Here is a 23,917-nt window from a genome sequence, read left to right as displayed (position 1 = left end):
CGCGAGGCCCAGCAACGCACCGGCGCCTCGATCAAGAAGATCCTCAACACCCTGCGCCCGCTGCGCTCGGCAGTCATCACCAGCGGCGGGTCAACGACCACAGCTGCCCCGGCCATCCCGCCCGAAGCCGCGGAACTCCTGGCAGCGCTAAACCCGGGTGGTCACCAAAAGTAGCCAACTCAGGTCCGACTGCGGCACATTGAATTCACTCACTGGGATACCGTATAGGAACAGTCAACCAGTGGCCTGCGGCCTGGCAAGCGATCTGGAGCATCTACCAGATCGTGCATAGAGCGACCGGCACGGCGGGTCACCCGCGACGTAACACTGCCGGATGTAGCTGACTCGTGAGCCCCTTGACATAAAGGCGGGCCGGCCGCCCACCGCCACGAGCCGTCCGCTCCCCTGTCTCGACCAGAAAGTTCCCGGCGGTTGTCACTTTGCGGTGGAAGTTGCGCGGGTCGATCGTCGTTCCCCATACCGCCTCATAGACCGCGCGCAGCTCGCCAACCGTGAAGGGCTCGCGGACGAAGGCCGTCGCAACTGTGGAGTACTCCAGTTTCGACCGGGCACGCTCCAGGCCGTCGGTCAGGATCTGCTGGTGGTCGAAGGCGAGGTCAAGGTCGAGCGCCTCGTCGACCGCGAACCATTTCGCGTCCGCGGCGTCGCTACCGGCACGGGCCTCCGGCAGGTCGGCTCCGAGCGCCAGCCACGCCACGCTCACGACGCGCATGCGCGGGTCCCGATCCGGCGCGCCATAGGTGCGCAACTGCTCCAGGACCACGTCGCCTTCACCCACGCCGGCCTCCTCCGCTAATTCGCGATAGGCAGACTCCTCGATGTCCTCGTCGACGTGCGTGAAGCCACCGGGCAGCGCCCACTTCCCCTCGAACGGCGGCGCGCCGCGCTGGATCAGGAGCACGCACAGCCGCCCCTCGCGCAGCGTGAAGATGACGAGGTCCGCCGTCACGGCGAACGGCGGGTACTTGCTCGCGTCGTAGGTCTGCTTCGCCACGTCCTCGACCGTACCTTGTTCTCGTCGATTTGACGATTGACAGAGATGGATGACATGCTTTCGTCAGATCGACGAGAAGGAGAATGACATGACGAGACTCAGCACTGCACAGCACGACCGCGCGGCCGGCGTGCTCCTGACCCAGGCTGTCGGGGACGCGCTCGGCGTGCCCTACGAGTTCGCTGCTCCCCCGGCCAATGAGCCGCAGATGCTCGGCGGCGGGCTGGGTCCGTTCGCCCCGGGCGAGTGGTCCGACGACACCCAGATGGCCGTGTGCATCGCGCAGGTCGCCGCCGCCGGCATCGCACGGGACAGCAGTGAGGGGCTTGACCAGGTGGCCGAGCAGTTCCTGACCTGGTGGGACTCACGCCCAGCCGACGTCGGCGTCCAGACCGCCTCCGTCCTGCGCGAGGTCCGTCGAGGCGCTGGCGCCGAGGCCGTGTCGCTCGCCGAGCGCATGACCTCGGTTGCGCGGGCACTGCACGAACGGACCGGTCGCACAGCCGGCAACGGCGCGCTGATGCGTACCGGGACCGTCGGACTCACCCGGCTCGAGGACCGTGAGGCCACCACCTCAGCGGCCCGTGCGGTGGCCGAGCTGACCCACGCCGACCCGCTCGCCGGCGACTCGTGCGTGCTGTGGTGCGAGGCGATCCGCGTCGCCGTGCTCGAGGGGCGGCTCGACCTGACCGGCGGTCTGGACCTGCTGCCCGGCGAGCGCCGCGACCAGTGGGCGAGCTGGATCGACGAGGCCGAGACGAAGGCACCGGGAACGTTCCGCAACAACGGCTTCACGGTCGTCGCGCTGCAGGCGGCTTGGTCCGCGATCGTGCACTCCGGCCGCGCCGTCAGCGGGCCGGACCACGTGGGCGCGGCCCTGACCGCCGCCATCCAGATCGGGCACGACACCGACACCGTCGCGGCGATCGCCGGTGCGCTGCTCGGCGCGCGCTACGGCGCCTCCGCCCTCCCGTTCCGCTGGACCCGTCTGGTGCACGGCTGGCCCGGACTTCGCGCGCAGGACCTGGTCGCGCTCGCGCTGCGGACCGCGAAGCAGGGCACCGTCGGCCGCGGTACCTGGCCGCGGGCTAAGACCATGGTCACCGGCCGTGATCGTTCCCTCGCCGCGCCGCACCCGTTCGACGACAAGGTCCTGCTGGGCACCATGACGGACCTGACGCGCGTCGCTGAGCTCGGCGTCGACGCGGTCGTGTCGCTGTGCCGTCTCGGCAGCGACGACTTCGCACCAGCGGGCGTCGCCCCGAGCGACCACGGCGTCTTCTGGATCGTTGACCACGACGACCCGTCCCGCAACCAGCACCTGGACCATGTCCTGACCCAGGCCGCCACCGCCGTCCGCGACCTGCGCTCCGAGGGCCGCACCGTGCTGCTGCACTGCGTCGCCGCCCAGCACCGCACGCCTGCGGTCGCGCTGCGCTACGCCCAGCTCCTGGGCCACGACGGCCCGCAGGTCGAGGACCAGATCGCCGCGGCGGTCGACTTCGACCCGGCCGGTCACCTCTGGGACACCGCCCGGCAGCACGCCGCCGGTGACCCGACCACCGCCGCCGGCTGACGGCACACTCCTGGAGGGGGATCACCATGCACTGGACCGAGATCGCCGGCTTCGTCACCGGCGGGCTGTGCGTCTGGCTCGTCGTGCGGCAGAACGTCTGGACGTTCCCGATCGGCATCGCCAACAACATCTTCTTCATCGTGCTCTTCACCCAGGTCGGGCTCTACGCCGAGGCGGGGCTGCAGGTGGTCTACATCGGCCTGGGGCTGCTCGGCTGGTGGTGGTGGCTGCACGGCGGGCCAGACCGCACCCGGCTCGTCGTCCGCGACACCCCGTCCTGGGCCTGGCCGGCCGCGATCATCGCGATCGGCCTCGGGACGTGGGCGCTGCACTGGCTCCTGACCACCCACACCGACTCGACGGTCGCCGGGTGGGACGCGGTCACCACGACGATGAGCCTGGTCGCGCAGCTGATGCTGAGCCGCAAGTGGATCGGCAACTGGGTGGTGTGGATCGTGGCGGACGTGATCTACATCGGGCTCTATGCCAGCAAGGGGCTGTGGCTGACCAGCGTGCTGTATGCCGTGTTCCTCACCCTGTGCGTCGTCGGGCTGCGGCAGTGGCGGGAGGCGCGGGCTCTGCAGGAGTCGGTGCCCGAGCGGGAGGTGGTGCGCTCATGAGGTGCTTCGGTCACGGGCTGGTGCTGGGCAAGTTCTATCCCTTCCACGCCGGCCACCAGCTGCTGATCCGCACCGCCAGCGCGCAGTGCGAGCGGCTCACCGTGCAGGTGCTGGCCAGCTCGGCCGAGACGATCCCGCTTGACGTGCGCGTCGCCTGGATCCGCGAGGAGCACCCCGAGGTCAACGTCGTCGGCGGGATGGACGAGGCGGAGGTCGACTTCGACTCCCCCGCCGCCTGGGACGCGCACATGGCGGTCATCGAGTCGCTGCTGGAGGAGCCGGTCGACGCGGCGTTCACCAGCGATGAGTATGGCGCGGAGCTGGCTCGGCGCCTCGGCGCCACCTGGGTGCAGGTCAACCCTGGTCGGGTCGCCATGCCTGTCTCCGGGACCGCCGTCCGGGCCGATGTGGCCGGCCACTGGTGGGCGCTGCCCGCGCCGGTGCGGGCGTGGCTGACCCGGCGGGTGGTGGTGCTCGGTGCGGAGTCGACCGGGACCACGACCCTGGCATTGGACCTGGCCGAGGCGCTGGGCTGCTCGTGGCTGCCGGAGTTCGGCCGTGAGTGGTCCTGGCTGCGACCCGGTGGGCTCTCGGCGCCGTGGCACACGGCCGAGTTCGACCTGATCGCCCGCGAACAGGCGCGGCGCGAGGACCTGGCAGCACGGCATACTCCCGTGCCCTGGCTGGTCTGTGACACCGATGTCCTGGCCACGACCGTGTGGCACGAGCGGTACGTCGGTGGTCGGTCTCCCTCGGTCGAGGCGCTGGCCGCCTCCCGCCCTCCTGCCCTGTACGTGCTGACGTCCGACGACATCCCGTTCGTCCAGGACGGGATGCGCGACGGCGAGCACCTGCGCGGATGGATGACTGGGCGGTTTCGGGAGGTGCTGGGCGCTCAGTCGGTGCCGTGGGTGGAGGTGCGCGGGTCGCAGGAGGAGCGGGTCGAGGCGGTCCTCGCCGAGCTGGCTCGGCACAACCACGAGAGTGGCGCCCGACGGCGGCAGTGGATCAGTCGGTAAATGAGCAGCGGGCACGCCAGCAATGAGTAGTCCATTCCCTTGCGCAGTGCCACCGAGAGACTCAGGATCTGTGGAAAGGGATCTGAAGCGGTCGCTCAACACGTGTTCGGGGTTCCTGAACTGACCACTCCGGGGCGTCATGTGGACAGTCCGGACAGCACGAGGAGCACTTCGATGAAGCACCGCCGCACGAGGACGCCGGTCTCGGTCGCGACCGCCTTTGCGCTCACCATCGCTCTCACTGCCTGCGGCGGTGACGACGACACCCCATCCGAGGAGTCCTCGCACGCTGACGCCGCCGCAGTCGGGGACCGCGACGAGGAAGAGGCGGCTGCCGAAGCCGACGAGGGAAGCGCCGACATGGCCGGTGGCGGAGGCGGCCAGGGCAGCATGGCCATCGACGGCGAGGACGTGACCCTCAACAACGTCACGTGCCAGATCGAGGACCCGCCGTCCTCGAGCATCGACGCTTTAGTCCTCGCCTGGGGCGTGACCACCAGCGGCGAGTCAGTGGCCTTCAACTTCTCTCGGCTCAACGCCACCTCAGGCATCGAGGGGGACGAGGTCAGGATCACCGTGGGCGAGGATGACGAAGGGACGGAGTACGGCCTCTCCTTCCCGCTGGAGACAGTGTCGGTCACCGACGGCGGCGCGTCCGCCTCCGACCTCACACTGGAGACCTACAACCCGGCGGGAGCGATGGTCCTCTCCTTCGAGATCACCTGCTGAGCTGGCTATGCCCCGCGCTAGTTTGGCCTGGTGGGTGACACCCAGCTCGTGCACGTCGGCACCGGGGGCCAGGTCGAGGTGCGGACGGCCGGCACGGGTGCGCCGCTGGTGCTGATCCAGACCGCGCTGGTGCCCGACGAGGTCGCCACCCTCGGTCAGCAGCCGGTCATCGCTGGCCGTTGTCGGGTCGTCGATGTGCGCCGGGACGCCCGAGGACTACCGTGACGTGCTGCGGACGCTCCGCATCGACCAGGCCCATGTCGTCGGGGCGAGCTACAGCGCAGCCGTGGCCCTGGAGTTGCTCGCCCTCGACCCGGACCGTATGGCGAGTCTGACTGTCGTGGAGGCGGTTCTGACACGCACCCATGGTTCCGCGATCAGGCCCAGTGGGTCGCCGGCCTGCTGCCTGGTTGCGAGGTCCACCTCGTGCCCGGCGCGGGTCACGGCCTGGTCGGCACCCACGCCCCTGACGTCGCGCAACTGCTCGCCGACCTCCTGCAGATGCCACGGCCGAGGACTAAGTCGCGAAACGTCCGAGGTGACCCTTGGCAGCCACCGGGCGGGAGGCACGTCATACTCACCGACCTGTCCCAATCCCCACTCAGCCCGCAGAGCCGCCGTCCTGCCTTCCCTCCGTCGCTCCACCTGCGATAATGTCGCATCACGAGTCGACGCCGCCGGTCGACCGTGGGGGCCGCCACCTGGGTGGCATGAGAGGGAGATCCGATGAGAAAAGTGCACGCGCTGTTCGTGACAGGGGCCCTGTCCCTGTCGCTGGCCGCCTGTGGCGGTGGAGGAGGCGACGACGGCGAGGCCGCTGACGCCATCGCGCAGTCGATGATGGAGTCGAGCGACGACACCTTCGTCGTCGACCAGGGTCAGGCTGACTGCGTCGGCGAGGGCCTGGTCGACAAGATCGGTGTGGACCAGCTCAAGGAGTACGGCATGCTCACCGACGACCTCGCGGTCAACGAGTCGGTTGACTCGGTCGTCATGGAGGAGGCGCACGCCGACAGCGCGGCCGAGGTCATCGTCGGCTGCATCGACGCCGCGGAGATGATGCGTGAGCAGATGGCCGTCGATGACTCGATGACCGAGGAGCAGCTCGACTGCGTCGGCGAGGTCCTGGACGAGGACACGCTGACCCGGATGTTCTCCCTGATCTTCCAGGGCAAGGAAGACGAGTTCGGCAACGAGCTGATGGAGCCGCTGATGGCCTGCATGATGGGCGAGTGACACCCGTCTTGCACAGGTCAGTGAACGATGGCACCTATCTTACCAGTTAAGTTAATAAATGGTAAGATAGTGCCATGTCACCGCCCACCTGGCCACGTGTCCGGGCCGAGTCCCGTCCGTGGACGGTCCGGTCGGGCACTGTGGGACTCACGCGGCGCGAGCGTCTTGCGTCTTCGAAGTCCTCCTATGAGGCAGCCCTCGTCCCCGAGATCGAGGCACTGACACCGTCCTTGCCTGCGCAGGTGGCGGCTGAGGCGGAGGATGCCATCGCGGAGATCGCCAAGTTCGACACGAGGATGGGACACGACGTCGCCCCCTTCGACGCAGTTCTGCTGCGAGGGGAGGCGATCGCTTCGTCCGACATCGAGCACATCACCTCGTCGGCCCGCAACATCGCGCTCGCCGAGGAGACCGGCGGCGACCGGACGGGCAATGCCTCCCTCGTGGCCGCCAACGTCCGAGCCATGCGGAGGGCGATCGACACCGCCACCTCATCCGACCTCTCGGGAATCCTCGCCCTGCACGAGGAACTCATGCGGGATGACCCGAAGCACGTGGCGGGCGTCCTCCGCTCCGAGCAGGTCTGGATCGGAGGTCATGCCTCCACCCCGGTCGAGGCACACTTCATCCCCCCGCACCACGAGCGGGTGCGCGCGGCCCTGGACGACCTGGCCCGCTTCGCCGTCCGCCCCGACCTGCCGCGACTGGCGCAACTGGCGATCACCCACGCCCAGTTCGAGACCATCCATCCGTTCACCGATGGCAACGGAAGGACGGGACGCGCGCTCATGCACGTCATGCTCCGCGAGAACGGCCTCGTGGAGCACGGCGTCGTCCCGGTGTCCGCGGGCCTGCTGACCGACACGCAGAGTTACCACGCCGCCCTCGACGCCTACCGCGCCGGTGACCCGCAACCAGTCGTCACCCTCTTCACCACGAGCGCCCTCAGAGCGGTCGCCAACGCCACCGTCCTGGTGGACCAGGTGCGGAACGTCAGGCAGTCGTGGGACGACCGGGTCAAGGCCCGGCGCGGCGCCACCACCTGGCTGGCCGCCGACCTCCTACTGCGACACCCGGTCCTCACCGCCCGACGGATAAGCGAACAACTCGGCATCTCACCCACCCACGCTCCGCGGATCATGGCCCCCTTGCTCACCGCTGGCGTGGTGATGCGAGGTACTCACTACTCCTCACGCTCCACCTACTGGTGGAGCCAGGAGATCACCGATGCCGTCGACGAGTTCGCAGTCCGCGCTGGCCGTCGGCACCTGTGACGGTCGCGGTCTCATCACGCATGAGGCTTGAGACTCTCCGTGCTCTGGGGTGATTTGAATGGACGGCCGTGCCTAGCCTAGGAAGCATGCGGCTCCTCTTCGTCCACGGCGCGGGCGGGTATGTCGAGGACCGCGTCCTCGCGGACGCGCTCGCTGACCAGCTCGGCGCGCGTCTCATGATGCCTCGACTGCCAGACGAGGACATGTCGGTAGCCGCGTGGGCCGGGCCGATCGCCCGCGCGCTCGAAGACCTGAGCGCTGACGACGCCGTCGTGGCGCACTCGTTCGGCGCCACGATCCTGCTCCACGTCCTGGGCACTGCCCACGAGCCGCCGGAGCGCGCCACCCTGCTCGCGATGCCCGACTGGGGCCCAGAGGGCTGGGATGTCGCGGACTACGTGCTGCCGGTGCAGACCCCGGGCGTCGAGCTGACCCTCCATCACTGCCGCGACGACGAGGTCGTGCCCTTCGGGCACCTCGCCCTTGCCGCCGCACGGCTGCCCGACGCCCGGATCGTGACGCACGACGTGGGGGGCCACCAGTTCGAGGGCCGTGCCGCAGACTTGGCCGCTCGCGTGTGATCCTGCAACTGCCCGGCCGGCGGACCCGCTGCAACGCTGGCGGCGCCACCGACCCGCTCGGTCGGTGGCCCCGTCTGTTGCTGGTTGGTCAGCCGTCAGACCAGGATGAACACCAGCCAGGTCAGCGCGAAGCCGACCAGACCACAGATCGTGGTCAGGACCGTCTGCAGCGTCCAACGCCTGATGCCGCCACCGGCCACAAATCGTGGTCAAGCCGTTCGCAAGAGTGGGCCGAGACTTCGGCGCAGCCCTCGTGATGATAACTTTATCAAGGCATGTTGACTTTGATAAAGTTATCAAATGCGCAGCGCTCTCAACTCCCCCTTCACCCCTGGCGCCGACAGCGTGCCCGCGGTCTGGGCAGGTCGCGTCCTGCAACTCAGTGATTGGCGTGACGTCGTCCGCCCGCGGCGGGTCGCCGGGCTGCCCGAGCGTGGTCGCACGATCCTCGGCGAGGCCGGCCTGGGAAAATCCACCCTGGTGCGCCGCATCGCCAGCGAGGCCGAGGAGGCGGGCGACTGGGTGACCCCGCAACTACGCATCCCTTCCCGTGCCGATCCCCTGAAGGTGATAGCGACTGCGATCCTCGAGCTCGCCGACAACGCAGGACTGTCCGCACTTCGCGAACGCAGGATCAAGGATGCCCTGGACCGGGTACAGGCTGTCGCAGCATCCGGTATCTCGCTGACCCTCCGACAGCAGGAAGGGCCGGAGCCATACACCGTCCTGACCGACCTGCTCGTCGAGGTCGGGCGCGCGGCAATGAGGCAGGGCAACATCGTGCTGATTCACGTGGACGAGGTCCAGAACATCTCCGACGAGAACGCGCTGTCGCAGACCCTGATTGCTCTTGGGGACGCCCTCGCCCACGAGGAGCTCGTTCGAGCGCCGGGCCTCGGTGCTCAGGTCCGCCGCTCGTTGCCGATCTCCGTCTACCTCACCGGCCTACCAGACTTCGCCGACATGGCCGGCGCCCGCAGGGGCGCCACGTTTGCGAGGCGCTTCAAGACAAGCACCCTCACCGCGATCGAGGACGATGCCTTGGCCTCCGCGCTCCATCCATTCGTCATCGACGGCTGGCCGGTTCCCAGCGGGTCAGGAGGGATCAACCACATCCGGATGGAGCCGGAGGCTGCGGCACAGATCATCGACCTTTGCCGGGGCGAGCCATTCCTGTTCCAGCTAGCCGGCGAGAGCGCCTGGTATGCCGACACGAGCGAGACCATCACCCGGGCGCAGGTCCTGACGGGGTGGGCTGCTGCCCGGTCGGAGGCGAGCTCGCACGTCGAGCGGATCCTCGAACGGCTCCCCAACCGCGAGTCCCAGTTCCTGCGAGCGATGGCTGAGCTCCCCTCGGAGGAACGGACACTCACCCGCATCGCGGCCCGCATTGGGCTGCCCAAAGCAACCGACGCCGGTCCCACCTCCCAGCGCCTCGACACGGTTCGAGGCATCATCGAGCGCGGCAAGCCCTACACCTTTCGCCACCGCGCCGTCGAGGCCTACCTCACGAGTGACTGGCCCGACATCAGCTGAGAGGCCAGCGCAGACCTGGGCCTCATCGCGTCTCAGCACCGGTCCACCCCCGCGGCGGTCAGCGCAGAGCGCCGGGCATCGCCGACCGGACGATCTCGCGCATCGGCACCGTCGCCCCCAGCTGCGAGAGCACAGCCAGCCCACCCAGCCAGACGCGCTGCACCAGCACATACTGCGGCGGCAGGTTGAGCGTCATACTCACCCGGAAGCCCTCGGTGCGCGGGTCCTGCAGGTCGGCGAACGTCTCGCGCATCCACTCCCGACCAAACGTGAACTCCTCGGCGTGCAACGGCCCCAGGAACCGGTCGACGAACCCGCGGACGGCCTCGGCGTCCACCGCGACGGACCGGCGCAGGAAGCCCTCGTCACGCAGCACCTCGACCAGCTCCTCGGCATCGCCCTGCGCCGCGGCACCGAGCACCCGGCTGAGCCCGTCCGGCAGACCCTCCGGGAGCCGGTTGACCGCGCCGTAGTCGAGCACCCCGAGCCGGCCGTCCGGCAGCAGCAGGAAGTTGCCCGGGTGCGGGTCGGCGTGCAGCAGACCCGCCCGCTGCGGGGCCTCCAACAGCAGCCGCAAGTATGCCGTGCCCGCCCGATCGCGGTCGGCCTGCGGTGCGCGGTCGATCAGGGTGGACAGGGGCACACCGTCCAGCCACTCGGTGACCAGCACCCGCTGGGTCACCTCGACCACCCCTGGGACGGCGTAGTCCGGGTCGTCGGCATAGGCCTCACCGAACTGCTCCTGCGCGTCCCCCTCCAACCGGTAGTCGACCTCCTCGCTCAGCCGGCGGCGCAGCTCGACCAGGATCGGCTCCATCTCCAGACCGGGGAGCAGCCCGCCGCTGACCCGGGCGATCCTGCTGAGCGCGGCGACGTCCGACATGAGTGCCTTCTCGGCCCCCGGGTACTGCACCTTCACCGCCACCTGGCGACCATCCCGCCATACTGCCCGGTGCACCTGACCGATCGAGGCGGAGGCCGCCGCGGACTCCTCGAAGGAGGTGAAGAGCGAGCGCCAGTCCTCCCCCAGCTCCTCCTCCAGGACCCGTTCCACCGCCTCGAAGGACATCGCGGGCGCCGCGGACTGCAGCCGCGTGAGGCTCTCGCGGTAGGCCTCCATCTGCTCGGCCGGCAGGGTCGACTCCATCAGGGAGAGGAACTGCCCCACCTTCATCGCCCCGCCCTTCAGACCCCCGAGCACCTCGAACAGCTGACGCGCGGACTCCGCCTGGCGCTGCGCGAGCACCTCCTCGGCCGTCTGGCCGGACAGGCGCCGGCCCACCCCGCGGACAGCCCGGGCAGCGGCACCCAGCGGCAGGGCCGAGAGCCGGGCGGCACGCGCCAGACCGGCCTGGGGCGGTTCAGTCATGCGGCGGTCCTCTCGCTCATCGGCCGGGTCCCGCGTCCCGGATCACGACAGCCTGCCACGGACCGCGCCAGGCACACGACATACCGGGGTGCCGTGCGGCACGGACGATGCTGGAGAGTGAGGCCATGGAGAACCACCACCCTGCCCCCGTTCCTGACCTGGAGTCGTCGGCACCGGTCCACTTCGACACCAAGGTCGCGGTCCTGCTCGCTCCTGACCTCTTGCCGTGGCAGGAACTGAACGTGACGGCCTTCCTGATGAGCGGCATCGCCACCAGTGCATCGGACCTCGTCGGCGAGCCCTACCGGGATCGCGACGGCCACGAGTACCTGCCGATGCTCCGCCAGCCCGTCCTCGTCTTCACGGCAGACCCGGCGCACCTGGCTGCGGCCCGCGGCAAGGCGCTCGAGCGCGACATGGCCCTTGCCATCTACACCCGGGAACTGTTCTCCACCCCTCACGACGAGGCCAATCGAGCCGCGGTCGCGGCGGTGCCCGCCGCGGATCTCGACCTGGTCGGGCTCGCCATCCGCGGCCCCAAGAACGGGGTGGACCGCATCACCAAGGGCGCGACGAAGCACGCGTGAGGCGATCGCCGACGTCGTGCCATGCACGCTGGCGAGTGCGGCAGGACAGTCCTGCGAAGAGCTGGCGGATCACGCTGAGGCCGAGGTCACCGTCCCCGACAACGCCGCCACGGCGCCGGTCCGGCTGAGGACCCCGAGCCGCTGGTAGGAGTTCTCAAGGTGCTTGGAGACGGTGGCCTCGCTGATCCCCACCGCACGCGCGACCTCCCGGTTGGTCAGGCCGAGCGCCACGTGACGCAGGATCTCCAGCTGACGACCCGTGAGCCGGCTCGTGATGGGCTGCGTCCGTGGGACAGTGCTCAGCACCAGGTCCCAGAGGTGCGGGAGGAGCAGCTCCATGATCATCAGCTCCCGCGGGCCGAAGGCCGAGCCCTCGTCCCGTCGCAGGATGAGCCGGGAGCTCTGACCGTGCCCGGTGGGGTAGCCGACGAGGATCTCGTCGACGTAGGTCAGGTACTCGGCAAACAGCGGGTGCGACCGCATCTGGCGCTGGCTGAACACGGACCTGTCCGAGACGACGACGGCTCGCCCGGTCCGTTCGGGGAGGCTGCACGTGGAGGCCCACCAGAACTTCCAGAACAGGGCAACTCCCGGGTCCTTGCGCTTGACTGCCCTCTCGGCGGGAGTCTCGTTCCACCGCTTGCCCTCACCGTAGGCCTGGCAGTAGAGCCGGGTCTGGTGGACGCAGTCCATCTCCTGCAGGCTGACGTTGTTGCAGCCGGTCAGCAGCGCCAGGTGTGCGAGGAGCTGGAAGGTGCGCTCGCGCGGTGACTCAACGTGGTCGGCCCTGGACAGATCCAGTATGTCGCGCAGGATCCCCTGGTCACGTGGGGTGAGGGAGCGGTCAGACATGGGCTGTCTCCGCATCGGTGTGGGCCCGGAAGGCCTCCGCCGCCGCTGCGGTCCGGGTGGTGACACCCAGCCTCACGAACGCGTTCTCCAGGTGCTTGCGGACGGTCGTCCGGGTGATGCCCAGGGCGCGCGCGACCTCCTTGTTGGACATGCCACAGCGGACCAGCGCCAGGATCTCCAGCTGCCGCTGGGTGAGGGCCGGCCGCCCAGCCCCGTCCGGCGCGTCCCCACCATGGTTGAGCCAGCTGGCGACGTGCGGACGAAGGAGGTCGCAGAGCAGGATCTCCCGCTCACCGAACGGCCGGTCGGGCGGACGCCCCAGCAGGGCCGCTGCCCCGATCTCGCCGTGGAGAGCACCTGCGATGACCAGGTGGGTCGCCCCGACCGGGTCGGCTGTCGGGCCGCCCTCCATGATCGGGACCGACGCCTCCGCCTGGTGCACGACGACCTCACAGTCCAGGAGGCGTCCCAGGAGCGTGGGAAGCATCGGCTCGGTGCCGGCGTCGTGAGCCGCCGGGTCCGCCAGTTCCCGGATGGCGCGCAGCAGCTCGACCTCTGTCGTGGCGCTCGGCAACTCTGACACGGGACCGTTCCTGACCTGGGCTGTTGCAGATGTTTCGACGGTACTCCTCGGGCCGCTGCGGCGGTATGCGTAATTCGTCGTACGCCCCCGGGCGTACGCCCTATTGCGTATTCCGCCGACCGCCCCCTGTCGTCATCGTGGAGGTGTCACCCCATGTGCCCGGGCAACCCGCCCGAGCGGGGTGCGAAGAGAGGACAGGCGAGATGAAGCTCCACACCACCACCGCCGTGGTTGCTCTCCTGGCCTCCACACTCGCCCTGGGCGGGTGCGGGGACCAGGCGGCGTCGAACGTTGACTCGAAGGGTGAGGTCAGGACGATCGGCTACGGCAACTACCTGCCGCGGTCGGCATCCGCATCCGAATCGGTCGACCACGGGCCCTACATGGGCAAGCTCGAGCGACTGGAGGCTAGGACCTCCGGGCAAGGCACCCCCGACCGTGCCCACGTCTTCGAGTGAACCACGTCATCCAGAGAGTAAGGAGGATCCACCATGTCGCAGCTCGACTACCTGGCGGCACAAGCCGTCGCCCGTGAGCGGGAGCGCGACCTGCAGATCGCGCTCCGGCAGCGCGCGAGCGCTCGGGCGGCCACCCGTCGGCTCCCCGCACAGAGGGCCCGGAGACACTGGCTGCACGACGCGCTGGTGCACCTGCATCTGGTGCACGCTCCGACGCGCTGATCGGCAGTGAGGACAAGAATGGTCTTAACGGCGCGCGCCAGACCCGCCTGGGGCGGCTCAGTCAACTTGCAGCCCTGTCACTCAACTTTCCAAGCACGGTGCGCAGGCGTCTGATGCTAGTGAGCAGGCGGGTCAGCATCGTCCTGCACATCGAGGGACGCCGCACCGAGCTCGTGCGATCGCACGAGCTCGGTGCCCATCTCCTGGAGCACGTCCAGGAGAGCCCGCCGGCGGACTATGATCCCGTATGCCGGGTGGTCGCCTGCGTCGCCGAAGACCGCGAGAGCGGCCTCTTGACCTCCCGGTGTGAACCGCGGCGCGTACTTGATGGCCCCGAAGCCGGCGTCCCAGCACTGCTGTGCCCACGCCTGACACAGCGCGTAGTCGCTCGTCGCTGTCAGTTCGGCAGTCACGCCAACCGTCAAGGCATCCGGCGAGGCCAGGTCCCCAACCACGCCAATGGCCGTGGGCGGCTTCACCTCGCTCACCACTCGGCCGGTGTAGATGTTCTCGGCGATGGGCAGGTTCATAGCCATCAGCCGACCGCACCGCTCCCGGGCGGCGACCCCCTCGCTCTCAGCCAAGTAGCACGTGCCCTGCGGCGCCTCCAGGTCGAAGCGCCCCTCGCCTGAGCATGAGAACCACCAGCAACCCCCGTCAGTCTCGTCCTGCCGCAGACCGTGCTCGCGGTACAGACGCGGCGGCACGTCAGTGTGCGGGAGCCGCCCCCGGAGAAGGCTCGCCGACGGCGGAGGCTGTTGTGCGGGTCGTGCCCGTTCGGCTCTCACGGCGCGTGCCACTTCCGAAAGCTCACCGCTGCCGTGGTCACGGAGCGGTCAGCTCGTTCCTGACCGTGTGGGCCCACTGCCTGAGTTGCTGCTGGTCCCGATCGCTGGTCGCCCACTCGATGACGCTCACCCCCAGGTCAGGATCTGTCGACTGCAGCATGGCTGCGACTGTCCAGGAGTCCACGTCGCGCAGGATCTTCAGGACCGGCACGAGGTGGGGATGCACCTCCACCTTGTCGTCGTGACGCCGGAACTGGAACAGCGGGTAGTACACCTGACCCTCCGTCGTGGTGATCCCCAGCACCGACCCGTTGACGCGCCGGCTGTTCAACGCCTGACGACTGTTGAGCCCAAGCGCCTCCCGGGCGCGCGCGCTGCGCCACACCGGTCCGATGCGGGCAGCGAGTGGGTTCTGGGCCGGCGCAGCCTCGGTGCCGAGGATCAGCCGGGCCGCCTCGCTGGGCGTCGGCATACCCGTCGGGTGATCCCTCCCTGCACGATGCATGGCCCGGACCAGTTCGTCTCTGACTCGGTGGGCGTACTGCTCAGCGCTCATGGTGGACATCACAATCACCTCCGACAAGTGTGACAAGACCATTGTCGCTCGATGCGACAAGACCGTCAACCGACGAAGCTACGATCGCTAGCGGACTACCTTGGCAAGGTGCAGGGAATTAGGTGCGAGCAGGTCGGCCAGGCGATGTCATGGGGCCGCCGTCATGGTGCCGCCGTCATGGTGGTCGTCCGTCGCGGTCAGTCGTCGTCGGACGAGGACGGCTGCCAGGCCCGGTCCAGAGACTCGGGGATGCCCCACCACCCGAGTTCGGTCAGCCGGTCGTCCTCGTCCAGCGCGCCGAGCTGTCGCCACAGGTCCAGGACCGGAAAGAGGCCGAGGCTGACGGACAGGGCCGCATCACCCTCGTCGCCGAAGTCGGCACTCCAGACGTCCGCGTCGTCGAACTCGTCCTCGAAGTCGAACTCGACCACCAACGTGGCCAGCTCGTCGGCATCGACCGGGGTGCCCGGTCCCCCTCAGCCTTGTCCAAGGCCATCAGGAAGGCGTCGTCGACCTCGTCCTCGACCGCAATACGCGGGACTCGCCCGTCAGGCAGTGGCGTGTCGAGCCACTGACCCTGGTGCTGTCGGTATGCCGTGAGCGCCTCAGGATCGCCGGTCACGAGGAGGTCCGGGTCGATCGCACCCGCCTCCACCAGTGACTCGAGGTGGGAGACGAGCAGGGAGTGCATCTCCAGGGCGACCGGGCCGGCCTCACCCGGCTCCGGCCAGGTGAACATCTGCTCGGGGATGTCGACCGGCTCGGTGCCCGTGGCGGTCACCCACGCCTTCACCTCGCCCACCGTTGCTGTGCCGTCCGCGATGGAGGCGAGGACTCTCTCGGCGGCTTCCCAGAAGGCGCTGGAGAGGGGATTGCCGGCGGCGAGCAGTTCCCGTCGCAGGGCCGGCAGCTCGCCTCGCACCTCGACCGCCGGCTCGCTCAGCAGCGCGAGGACGACGTCCCTGCGGGTCAGTTCTGAGGCAGGTCGACCCGCCGCCTGGCAGATCTGGCCACAGTTCACTCTCTCAGCCTACGCACGATGCGTGCCACCGCCGGGAGGCCGAGCGCGCAGCCGTCGACTGCGTTGTGCCATATGGTGCTGGACGTTGGGGTCAGCTCGACTGCGAGCAGCGCTGACGCCGACGTCCGTCGCGCGTCCTGTAGGTGCCCTCAGTGCCCGACACCAAGGAAGTCACTCAGCCACATGCGGATGTCGGCCAGTTCCTGCGGTGCTGCGTGACCGAGTCGTCCGTGGAGCCTGCGCCTGGCGACGGCACGCACCTGCTCCGTCATCGCAAACGAGGGCCGCTGAATGCGCCCCAGGCGCACGTGATTCGGCCAGCCCCGATCCACCGAGGTGACCGGCACGACGATCGCCAGGGAGTCCACGACGTCGAGGAAGCCGCTGCTCGCGACCACGACCACGGGACGACGCCCACCTTGCTCGCGGCCCATAGCCGGGTCGAGTTCCGCCCAGACGATGTCGCCCGGAGCAAGATCAGGTGAGGTCGGCATCGAGCCAGGCGTCGCGCTCGCGCTCGTAGGCGACCTGACCGCCTGAACTCGTCGCGACGATGGCCTCACGTAGTTGCTCGAAGCGGTCCTCCCGATCCGCCAGGTCAAGCAGTCGCTCGATGTGAGCGGCCAGTGTCTCACCGCGTCGTGCGGCGTGCACCTTGAGCCGGTCACGCGTCGCCGAAGGCACCTTGATGGTCGTGGATGTCATACTTTGAGTATACCGCGATGCAGAGAACCGGTCAGGGTCGCCGGTGACCCGCGAGGGCGCGTCGGTGACAGGTTGCGGCGCTGGCCGGATCGCACCCAACAGCGTCCCCCGCCTGGCCCGATCCATCAAGTCGCTCATCGAGCACGAGGAGCGGACCGACAGCCGGGTCTTCCACTACCTGGGCGCCAACCAGGACGCGATCGAGGTCGGCGCGGGGCCTGGGCGTCCAGGCCGACGCCCCACTGACCTACGCACCTGAGGCGACCGGGGCGGCGATCGCCACCTACGCCACCTCGATGCCCGCCATGCGCGGTGCGGTGGCCCAAGGCCAGGACGTGAAGTCGGCCAGGCGTGCCTCGGCATACTCGCCCGCGCAGCGGAGAAGGGCCGCGACACGCTGTCGAGAGATCAGTCTGGGGTTCGCGAAATCGTGCCAACCAGACGTGGGTTGGGACAGCCAAGGTCTGAATTGGGTCCGCCCAGACGATGTCACCCAGCGCGTGGTCACAAGTTGGGCGGTGAGCCAAGCATCGCACTCGAAGTCCGCTAGCAGCCGTCTCCCGACTCCACGGTCCCTTGCGAGGTCTGGCGGCGCTGCGTTGTCAGTCGCAGGCCCTTACGCCGCGCCGCCTTATGACTTAGGCTTTTGCCCACCACCGATAAAGGAAATCTCCTAGTTCTGGCGACTGCTTCGCAAAGAAGGATTCGAAAATGCGTCCCTTCCTCATTGGTGCCGCAATCGCGGCGACCGTCGTGCTCTCTGCCTGTGGTTCCGACGCTCCGGAGGTCAGCCAGGCCGATCCTCCCGCCACACCGACTCAGGAGTCCACACAGGACGAGGCAACGGTCGCGCAAGATACGGCTGAGGACACATCTGCGGAAGAGCCCGCCGAGCCAGAAGAAGAGCGCTCAGGCGAGCTGGGGTTAGGCGGTATAGCAGAGGTCGGGGACTACACCGTCGCCGTGACCGAGGTACAACTGAACGCAAACGATGCACTCCAGGCGGCCAACAGTTTCAACGAAGCCCCAGAAGGGCAATACGTCCTCGTCTCCTTGGACGTCACTTACAACGGCGACGAAGAAGCCGACCCCTGGCTGGACCTCTTCATAGAACTCGCCGGATCAGACGCCAGGGTCTACGACACAAGCACCTGCATGGCCGTCACTCCGAACACCGTCATGGACGTGCCCACCCTCACCGCCGGAGGCCAAGCAACATTCGACGTCTGCTTCGACGTCCCACAGGAAGCGCTCGACAACCCGAAAATCTACGTCGAAGACTCAATGTCCTTCGACGACACCCGCGCCATCTGGAACCTCCAAGACGATGGGTCCACGGGCGCTAGGGGCGATGGTGCGGCAGAGGACGACCAAGACACCGAGGACAAGCCCGTCGCCGAAAACGGGCCGGATGAGTTGGCGATTGGCGGTACGGCGGAGGTCGGGGACTACACCGTCGCCGTGACCGAGGTACAACTGAACGCAAACGATGCACTCCAGGCGACAAACAGTTTCAACGAAGCCCCAGAAGGGCAATACGTCCTCGTCTCCTTGGACGTCACTTACAACGGCGACGAAGAAGCCGACCCCTGGCTGGACCTCTTCATAGAACTCGCCGGATCAGACGCCAGGGTCTACGACACAAGCACCTGCATGGCCGTCACTCCGAACACCGTCATGGACGTGCCCACCCTCACCGCCGGAGGCCAAGCAACATTCGACGTCTGCTTCGACGTCCCACAGGAAGCGCTCGACAACCCGAAAATCTACGTCGAAGACTCAATGTCGTTCGACGACACCCGCGCCATCTGGCAGGGGCAGTAGTAGTCCCCGTATCGGTCGACTGATAGCCCGCTCAAGTTCGTAGAGCCCAATAGGGTGCCGAGGCGCCTTCGCTCTGCGCCTCCTCGATGTGCACGGTGCACTGAGGTTTGCGCAGACAAAGGATGTTGGTGTCGAGCGCGATCATCGAGACAACCCGTAGGACCGGTCCAGTGCGTCGGTGCTACCCAGGCCGGCCACCATCCCCTCGCCGGCGACCGTCGGGAAGTGGAAGTCCGGTCGGAGCGTGCGGCCTCGACGGTGCTCCAGCTCCATCCGCAGTCCGGCCACGACCAGCTCGCGCAGCGTCGTCCCGTGCCGCCGTGCGACCTGCTGCGCGTCGCGCGCCAAAGCGTCCGGGATCTCGATCGTCACCTTCATCCGTTCACCATATTCGTTTGCACGCGCCCTATACCCGGTTGTGAGCGCCTGCCAGTTCGCGAGCACGAAGGTGCGGGCAGGATGTCTGTCATGACCGCGCTGCTGTTTATGGATGTCCAGGTCTTCGACGGCGAGTCGGCGACTCTGCTGGAAGGTCCCGTACTGGTTGTCGGCGGTCACGTCGCCGGGGTCGGGCCGAGCGCCGCGGACCAGGTGGACGGACCGGTCGAGACGGTCGAGGGCCGGGGCCGGACGCTGCTGCCCGGGCTGATCGACGCGCACTTCCATGCGTATGCCGTGTCGCTCGACATGGCGGTCAACGAGGGGCGGCCGCTGAGCTATGTCGCGCACGTGGCGGCCCACCGGCTCGGCCGGGCTCTGTCGCGCGGCTTCACCACGGTGCGGGACGTCGCCGGCGGCGACGCGGGCCTGGCCGCGGCGATCCGCGAGGGGCTGTTTGACTCCCCGCGGTATCTCTACACCGGTGCGGCCCTCAGCCAGACCGGCGGCCACGGCGACCCACGCTCCCCCGACCTGGACACCTGCCTGGCCCACGGGCACTCCGTCGAGGTCGTCGACGGCGTGGACGACCTACGTCGCGCGGTGCGGGAGCGGTTCCGCACCGGCGCGCACGCCATCAAGGTGATGACCTCCGGCGGCGTTATCTCCCCGGCCGACCCGCTGCGCGTCCCGCAGTACTCACCCGAGGAGCTCACCGCGGTCTCCGACGAGGCACGACGCCGCGGCAGCTACGTCGCGGCCCACGCCTACTCCCCCGAGGCCATCGAGCACTCGGTGCGCCACGGCATACGCAGCATCGAGCACGGCAACCTCCTGGACGGGACGACCGCCGCGCTGATGGCGCAGCACGGCGCCTTCCTGGTGCCGACGCTGGCCACCTATGCCGCGATGGACCGCCACGGGCGCGACCTCGGGATGCCGCAGGTCTCCCGCGACAAGAACGCCGAGGTGCTCGACGCCGGCCAGAGCGCGGTCCGGATCGCCTTGGACGCCGGCGTGCCCGTCGGTTTCGGCACGGACCTCATGGGCAGCCTGGAGACCGAGCAACTCAGCGGACTGCGGCTCCAGGCCGAGGCGGTCGGCGCCCACGAGACGCTGCGCTCGGCAACCTCGGTCAACGCGGACCTGATCGGCCGCCCCGACCTCGGACGCATCGTGTCGGGAGCAGTCGCCGACCTGCTGCTCGTCGAGGGCGACCCACTGCACGACATCGAGGTGCTGGCCAGCCCCACCGCACCGCGCGAGGTCTGGCAGGCGGGAGTCCGGGTCGGCGCGCCGCCGACGGCGAGCCTCTCGCCGTGACTGTCGCCGGACGGCCCGTCGGTCCGGGGTGTGGCCGGACCGACGGTGTCGTTCACTCGACGTCGGGCGCCTCCGTGGTCCCCTCGTCGTGGATCTCGTCAGACATCCGATCCAGCTCGGCGTCGTCGACCTCGACGCCCGCCTTGTCCATGCCCTCCTCGAGATCATCGCGAACTGTCTGCGGCTCTGCACCCTCGTCCCAGCTGCCGACGCGGTCGACCACGTGCTCGGCGGCCTCCTGTCGGGCGTCAGCGGCCTCGGAGGAGCCGGTCTCCCTGGGCTGATCACTCATCCTGCCAACGTAGGGTCGGGCCGGCCCTGCTGCACTCCGGGAGGCCACCCCGCTGGGTCCTCGGACGCCGCGACCTGCAGGTCTGCGCACTTGGCCGCTCACCGGGCGACGTTGATCTCCCTCGCCCGGATGCCGGCCAGCCCGACACCGACGATGCCCACGGCCAGGGCGGTGATCACCAGGAACGGCATCAGGGCGAACTGCTCCAGCGGGATCTCGGCGAGGTGACCGAACGGCGAGAGTGCGACCAGCCACCCGGGCAGATCGAGCAGATCGTCGAAGAACTGGACCACGAAGACCAGGCCCACCAGGGCCCACCCGACCGGTGCCACGAGTCGCGGCGCCCAGCCGCACAGTGCGGCGCACACCGCCAGCACGAGCAGGACCGCCGGGAGCTGACCCGCGTGGGACCCCAGGACCTCGCCGATGAGGGTCCAGTCCCCGGTGACCCCCGCGACGGCGACGCCGGTCAGCAGCCCGGTCACCAGTGCGATCAGCACAGCCCCCACGGCCACCACGAGGGTGTGCGACGCGAGGCTGGCGACCCGGCTCACCGGCGTCGCCAGCACGGCGTCGAGGCGACCGCGCCCCTCCTCGGCCAGGAAGGTCTGCATCGCGAAGACCGTGTAGGCGGCGATGACGACGCTGACGAACGACCCGAGGAAGGCCACGTAGCCGTCGAGCAGTCCCTCCGTGCCGAACATCTCCTGCAACGCGGGCGGCATGTCCTCCCCCGCATCGATCAGCGCCTGGGTGAAGGCCCCGTCGACGATTCCGAGCAGCGCGATGCCGGTGCCCCAGGCCAGGAACCCGCCGCGTTGCAGCCGGGCCGCCAGCCCCACCGGGGTCCCCAGCGACGGGTTGGCTCCCGCCGGTCCGGGTCGGGTGGCCATCAGGCTCGCGCCCAGGTCGCGCCTGCCCTGCAGGACGTAGGCCAGCACGACGGCCACCGCCGTCAGGGCGACGAGCAGCATCAGCGGCGCCCACCGGTCGTAGACGTAGGGCGCGGTCTGCGCCGGCCAGCCGAGCGGCGACACCCAGGACAACGTGCTGCCCCCGACCGCGGCCATGTCGCCCAGCGCGCGCACCACGAAGCTGGCCCCGAGCACGGCGCCGGCCATCCCGGCCGCCGCCCGGGAGTACTCACTGAGCTGCACCGTCACAGCCGTGATCCCCGCGAAGGCCATGCCGGTCAGCCCGGTGCCCAACCCGACCAGCAGCGAGCCCCCAGCTGCGAAGCCGACCGCGATCGCGAGTCCGGTCACCACCACGACGGCCAGCGCATTGGTGATCAGGGCGACGATGAGGGCGGCTGCCAGTCCGGCATACCGTCCGGTGACGTTGGCGCGCACCAGCTCCGCGCGGCCGGTCTGCTCCTCCAGGCGAGTATGCCGGGTCACCAGCAGGATGCTCATCAGCGCTGCGAGGAGGTAGAGGTAGGGCGCGTACCCCGCCGCGAAGAAGCGGTCGTAGGTCGGGTCGTCCATGCCGAACGCCGGTCCGGTGAACATCCGGCCCACCGGCTGTGTGAACAGCGGCACGACCGAGGCCAGGTCCTCCTCGGTCGGTGCCAGCTGGGGCAGTGCGGAGCCGATGTAGATGACGAACAGTCCGAGTCCGCCCACCCAGGCCGGGAGCCTGATCCGGTCGCGGCGCAGCTGAAAGCGCACGAGGGTGCCCGTGCCCGCGAACTGACTCGCGCGCGCCTGCCCGGGGTCACCGACGGCCGGGCGCGCGGACACTGTCGGAGCGGTCATGACACACCGGCCTTCTCGGACTCAGCCGACTCCGCCTCGTCGCCGTAGTGCCGCATCAGCAGCTGCTCCAGCGTGGGTGGGTGCGCCACCAGGGACGTGACGCCCAGCGGTGCCATCGCCCGGACCAGCTCGCTGACCCGGTCGCCGTCGACCTGGAACCGGACCTGACCGTCCTCGACGCTCAGGTCGTGCACGCCGTCGAGCCGAGCCAGTCCGTCGGCGGCCTGATCGGTCTGCGCGACCACCGTGGTGCGGGTCATGTGGCGCAGGCCGGCTAGCGTGCCGGTCTCCACGATCTGGCCCTTGCGGATGATCGAGATACGGTCGGCGAGGACCTCCACCTGCGCCAGGATGTGACTGGACAGCAGGACGGTCCGCCCGACCTCCTTCGCCTCCCGGATGGTCTCCTGGAAGACGACCTCCATCAGCGGGTCGAGGCCCGCGGTGGGCTCGTCGAGCAGCAGCAGGTCGACGTCGGAGGTCAGCGCGGAGATCAGGGCGACCTTCTGGCGGTTGCCCTTGGAGTAGGTGCGGGCCTTCTTGGTCGGGTCCAGGTCGAACCGCTCGCACAGCTCGTCCCGGCGACCGTGGTCCAGGCTGCCCCGCAAGCGGGCCAGTAGGTCGATGGCCTCACCGCCGGTGAGGTTGGGCCAGAGCTCGACGTCACCGGGCACGTAGGCGAGCCGTCGGTGCAGTCGGACCGCGCCCTCCCACGGGTCGCCACCGAGGAGACGCACCGTGCCGCCGTCGGCCCGCAACAGACCCAGCAGGACCCGCATCGTGGTCGACTTGCCCGCGCCGTTGGGGCCGAGGAAGCCGTGCACCTCTCCCGGCTCGACCTCGAGGTCGAGGCCGTCGAGGGCGCGCGTGGCACCGAAGGTCTTGATCAGGCCCTGGACGGAGATGACGGGTGCTTCGCTCACGTAACTCACGCTTCCCTTTCAGAGATCGACTCTGGGACCTCGAACATCTCGGTCATCTGGTCGAAGGCCCCCTCCTGCATCAGCCCCTGGGTGAACAGCTCGAGCATCGGGCGCAGGTAGGGGCCGAGACTCTCCGGCGGGGCGTCGTCCGCGAGGAAGTCGACGCCGAGCAGGCGCTTCACGTGCGAGTGCATCGCGAGCGCCCCCATCGACCAGATGACCAGCACGATGGTCCGCTCGTGGGGCGTGGCGCTGGGCTTGACGAAGCCGGCCTCCTCGGCCAGCCGCATGTAGTCGTGCGCGTCGGCCACGAACTCGTCGACCAGCTCGCGGGTGCGCTCCCCACCCTCGGTCAGCGCCCGTGCCAGATAGCGTAGGAGCGGCTGGCTCTTCTCCAGCTGGCGGAGGGTCTGGAACGGGTCCAGCTGCGGACCTCCGGCCACGGTCCTTTCCTTGTTGGCCCTGGTCACACTCGCCACGTGGTGGTCACACGCCCTGAGCAGGCCGTCCTTGGAGCCGAAGTGGTGCACGACCAGCGCCTGTGAGACGCCAGCCTGCTGCGCAACGGATCGCAGGCTCGTGCCGTGCACGCCGTGCCTGCCAAAGAGGTCGATCGCCGCCTCGATGATGCGCTCGGCGCCACCTCGACTGTCGGTGTCGGACACCCGGCCTCCTCGACTGACTGAACACTTA

Annotated in this window: 29 protein-coding genes and 1 pseudogene; 16 read left to right on the top strand and 14 right to left on the bottom strand. The window is 69.0% G+C overall.

Features of this window, described 5'->3' with window-relative positions:
- Positions 1–174 (top strand): annotated as a pseudogene (locus MWU75_RS10095) (IS1634 family transposase); the annotation flags it as partial.
- A gap of 136 nt (positions 175–310) precedes the next feature.
- Here MWU75_RS10095 and MWU75_RS10090 read toward each other — a convergent pair.
- Positions 311–1,015, bottom strand: a complete 705-nt coding sequence (locus MWU75_RS10090; protein WP_247090153.1) for an NUDIX domain-containing protein — start codon at positions 1,013–1,015, stop codon at positions 311–313.
- A gap of 88 nt (positions 1,016–1,103) precedes the next feature.
- Between MWU75_RS10090 and MWU75_RS10085 the strand changes: the two genes are divergently transcribed.
- The 9 genes from MWU75_RS10085 to MWU75_RS10045 all read left to right on the top strand — a co-directional run bounded on the left by MWU75_RS10085 (position 1,104) and on the right by MWU75_RS10045 (position 9,586).
- A complete protein-coding gene (locus MWU75_RS10085) occupies positions 1,104–2,591 on the top strand; it encodes an ADP-ribosylglycohydrolase family protein (protein ID WP_247090151.1) in 1,488 nt (495 codons plus the stop codon).
- 26 nt (positions 2,592–2,617) lie between these two features.
- Complete coding sequence (gene pnuC, locus MWU75_RS10080) at positions 2,618–3,211, top strand: nicotinamide riboside transporter PnuC (protein ID WP_247090149.1); 594 nt, start codon at positions 2,618–2,620, stop codon at positions 3,209–3,211.
- Positions 3,208–4,230: an AAA family ATPase gene (locus MWU75_RS10075; protein WP_247090147.1), complete on the top strand. Its 1,023-nt coding sequence runs from the start codon at positions 3,208–3,210 to the stop codon at positions 4,228–4,230. Before pnuC ends, MWU75_RS10075 begins: the two co-directional genes overlap by 4 nt.
- A gap of 174 nt (positions 4,231–4,404) precedes the next feature.
- Positions 4,405–4,959, top strand: a complete 555-nt coding sequence (locus tag MWU75_RS10070) for a hypothetical protein (protein WP_247090145.1) — start codon at positions 4,405–4,407, stop codon at positions 4,957–4,959.
- Between the two features lie 30 nt (positions 4,960–4,989).
- Complete coding sequence (locus MWU75_RS10065; protein ID WP_247090143.1) at positions 4,990–5,184, top strand: hypothetical protein; 195 nt, start codon at positions 4,990–4,992, stop codon at positions 5,182–5,184.
- 501 nt (positions 5,185–5,685) lie between these two features.
- Positions 5,686–6,195 (top strand): hypothetical protein, encoded by a 510-nt coding sequence (locus MWU75_RS10060; RefSeq protein WP_247090142.1) that lies wholly within the window; start codon positions 5,686–5,688, stop codon positions 6,193–6,195.
- 242 nt (positions 6,196–6,437) lie between these two features.
- Positions 6,438–7,469: a Fic family protein gene (locus MWU75_RS10055; protein WP_247090139.1), complete on the top strand. Its 1,032-nt coding sequence runs from the start codon at positions 6,438–6,440 to the stop codon at positions 7,467–7,469.
- A gap of 86 nt (positions 7,470–7,555) precedes the next feature.
- Complete coding sequence (locus tag MWU75_RS10050; protein WP_247090137.1) at positions 7,556–8,050, top strand: alpha/beta hydrolase; 495 nt, start codon at positions 7,556–7,558, stop codon at positions 8,048–8,050.
- 300 nt (positions 8,051–8,350) lie between these two features.
- The gene (locus MWU75_RS10045; RefSeq protein ID WP_247090135.1) at positions 8,351–9,586 is read left to right on the top strand and encodes an AAA family ATPase; all 1,236 of its coding nucleotides are present in this window, start codon (positions 8,351–8,353) and stop codon (positions 9,584–9,586) included.
- A 58-nt stretch (positions 9,587–9,644) separates the two neighbouring features.
- Here the strand turns inward: MWU75_RS10045 and MWU75_RS10040 are convergent, their stop codons facing one another.
- Positions 9,645–10,955 (bottom strand): AarF/ABC1/UbiB kinase family protein, encoded by a 1,311-nt coding sequence (locus MWU75_RS10040; protein ID WP_247090133.1) that lies wholly within the window; start codon positions 10,953–10,955, stop codon positions 9,645–9,647.
- A 125-nt stretch (positions 10,956–11,080) separates the two neighbouring features.
- Here MWU75_RS10040 and MWU75_RS10035 point away from each other — a divergent pair, with 125 nt between their 5' ends.
- A complete protein-coding gene (locus MWU75_RS10035) occupies positions 11,081–11,542 on the top strand; it encodes a DUF2000 family protein (protein WP_247090131.1) in 462 nt (153 codons plus the stop codon).
- Between the two features lie 69 nt (positions 11,543–11,611).
- On the opposite strand, the gene MWU75_RS10030 is transcribed toward MWU75_RS10035, so the two are convergent.
- Both MWU75_RS10030 and MWU75_RS10025 read right to left on the bottom strand, forming a co-directional pair.
- Positions 11,612–12,394 carry a LuxR C-terminal-related transcriptional regulator gene (locus MWU75_RS10030; protein ID WP_247090129.1) on the bottom strand — a complete coding sequence of 261 codons (783 nt, stop codon included), beginning with the start codon at positions 12,392–12,394 and terminating at the stop codon, positions 11,612–11,614.
- Positions 12,387–12,977, bottom strand: coding sequence for a helix-turn-helix transcriptional regulator (locus MWU75_RS10025; protein ID WP_247090128.1), 591 nt, complete (start codon positions 12,975–12,977; stop codon positions 12,387–12,389). Before MWU75_RS10025 ends, MWU75_RS10030 begins: the two co-directional genes overlap by 8 nt.
- A 203-nt stretch (positions 12,978–13,180) precedes the next feature.
- Here MWU75_RS10025 and MWU75_RS10020 point away from each other — a divergent pair, with 203 nt between their 5' ends.
- Positions 13,181–13,435, top strand: a complete 255-nt coding sequence (locus MWU75_RS10020; protein ID WP_247090126.1) for a hypothetical protein — start codon at positions 13,181–13,183, stop codon at positions 13,433–13,435.
- 33 nt (positions 13,436–13,468) lie between these two features.
- Complete coding sequence (locus MWU75_RS10015) at positions 13,469–13,657, top strand: hypothetical protein (protein WP_247090124.1); 189 nt, start codon at positions 13,469–13,471, stop codon at positions 13,655–13,657.
- Positions 13,658–13,773: 116 nt separating this feature from the next.
- Here the strand turns inward: MWU75_RS10015 and MWU75_RS10010 are convergent, their stop codons facing one another.
- The 5 genes from MWU75_RS10010 to MWU75_RS09990 form a co-directional block, all read right to left on the bottom strand.
- Positions 13,774–14,364, bottom strand: coding sequence for an RES domain-containing protein (locus MWU75_RS10010; RefSeq protein WP_247090122.1), 591 nt, complete (start codon positions 14,362–14,364; stop codon positions 13,774–13,776).
- A gap of 118 nt (positions 14,365–14,482) precedes the next feature.
- Positions 14,483–14,917 (bottom strand): hypothetical protein, encoded by a 435-nt coding sequence (locus MWU75_RS10005; RefSeq protein ID WP_247090120.1) that lies wholly within the window; start codon positions 14,915–14,917, stop codon positions 14,483–14,485.
- A gap of 281 nt (positions 14,918–15,198) precedes the next feature.
- On the bottom strand, positions 15,199–15,435 hold the full coding sequence (locus MWU75_RS10000; RefSeq protein ID WP_247090118.1) for a hypothetical protein: 237 nt from the start codon (positions 15,433–15,435) through the stop codon (positions 15,199–15,201).
- Between the two features lie 736 nt (positions 15,436–16,171).
- On the bottom strand, positions 16,172–16,516 hold the full coding sequence (locus tag MWU75_RS09995) for a type II toxin-antitoxin system PemK/MazF family toxin (RefSeq protein ID WP_247090117.1): 345 nt from the start codon (positions 16,514–16,516) through the stop codon (positions 16,172–16,174).
- Entirely contained in the window at positions 16,500–16,727 is a 228-nt protein-coding gene (locus MWU75_RS09990) for a hypothetical protein (protein WP_247090116.1), read from the bottom strand. Before MWU75_RS09990 ends, MWU75_RS09995 begins: the two co-directional genes overlap by 17 nt.
- 43 nt (positions 16,728–16,770) lie before the next feature.
- Here MWU75_RS09990 and MWU75_RS09985 point away from each other — a divergent pair, with 43 nt between their 5' ends.
- Positions 16,771–16,986, top strand: a complete 216-nt coding sequence (locus tag MWU75_RS09985) for a hypothetical protein (RefSeq protein ID WP_247090115.1) — start codon at positions 16,771–16,773, stop codon at positions 16,984–16,986.
- Between the two features lie 452 nt (positions 16,987–17,438).
- A complete protein-coding gene (locus tag MWU75_RS09980; protein WP_247090114.1) occupies positions 17,439–18,551 on the top strand; it encodes a DUF4352 domain-containing protein in 1,113 nt (370 codons plus the stop codon).
- A 141-nt stretch (positions 18,552–18,692) separates the two neighbouring features.
- Here the strand turns inward: MWU75_RS09980 and MWU75_RS09975 are convergent, their stop codons facing one another.
- Entirely contained in the window at positions 18,693–18,929 is a 237-nt protein-coding gene (locus MWU75_RS09975) for a type II toxin-antitoxin system VapB family antitoxin (RefSeq protein ID WP_247090113.1), read from the bottom strand.
- A 90-nt stretch (positions 18,930–19,019) separates the two neighbouring features.
- Here MWU75_RS09975 and MWU75_RS09970 point away from each other — a divergent pair, with 90 nt between their 5' ends.
- Positions 19,020–20,252, top strand: a complete 1,233-nt coding sequence (locus MWU75_RS09970; protein ID WP_247090112.1) for an amidohydrolase family protein — start codon at positions 19,020–19,022, stop codon at positions 20,250–20,252.
- A gap of 52 nt (positions 20,253–20,304) precedes the next feature.
- Here MWU75_RS09970 and MWU75_RS09965 read toward each other — a convergent pair whose 3' ends face one another.
- The 4 genes from MWU75_RS09965 to MWU75_RS09950 form a co-directional block, all read right to left on the bottom strand.
- Positions 20,305–20,544 (bottom strand): hypothetical protein, encoded by a 240-nt coding sequence (locus tag MWU75_RS09965; RefSeq protein ID WP_247090111.1) that lies wholly within the window; start codon positions 20,542–20,544, stop codon positions 20,305–20,307.
- A gap of 98 nt (positions 20,545–20,642) precedes the next feature.
- A complete protein-coding gene (locus MWU75_RS09960; RefSeq protein WP_247090109.1) occupies positions 20,643–22,301 on the bottom strand; it encodes an ABC transporter permease in 1,659 nt (552 codons plus the stop codon).
- Complete coding sequence (locus MWU75_RS09955; protein WP_247090107.1) at positions 22,298–23,224, bottom strand: ABC transporter ATP-binding protein; 927 nt, start codon at positions 23,222–23,224, stop codon at positions 22,298–22,300. Before MWU75_RS09955 ends, MWU75_RS09960 begins: the two co-directional genes overlap by 4 nt.
- Positions 23,225–23,229: 5 nt before the next feature.
- Complete coding sequence (locus MWU75_RS09950) at positions 23,230–23,889, bottom strand: TetR family transcriptional regulator (RefSeq protein ID WP_247090105.1); 660 nt, start codon at positions 23,887–23,889, stop codon at positions 23,230–23,232.
- Positions 23,890–23,917: the final 28 nt, after the last annotated feature.

The sequence above is a fragment of the Ornithinimicrobium sp. F0845 genome, assembly GCF_023015765.1.
In the GTDB taxonomy this organism is placed as follows: Bacteria; Actinomycetota; Actinomycetes; order Actinomycetales; family Dermatophilaceae; genus Ornithinicoccus.
This window is presented reverse-complemented; position numbering and strand designations above follow the sequence as displayed.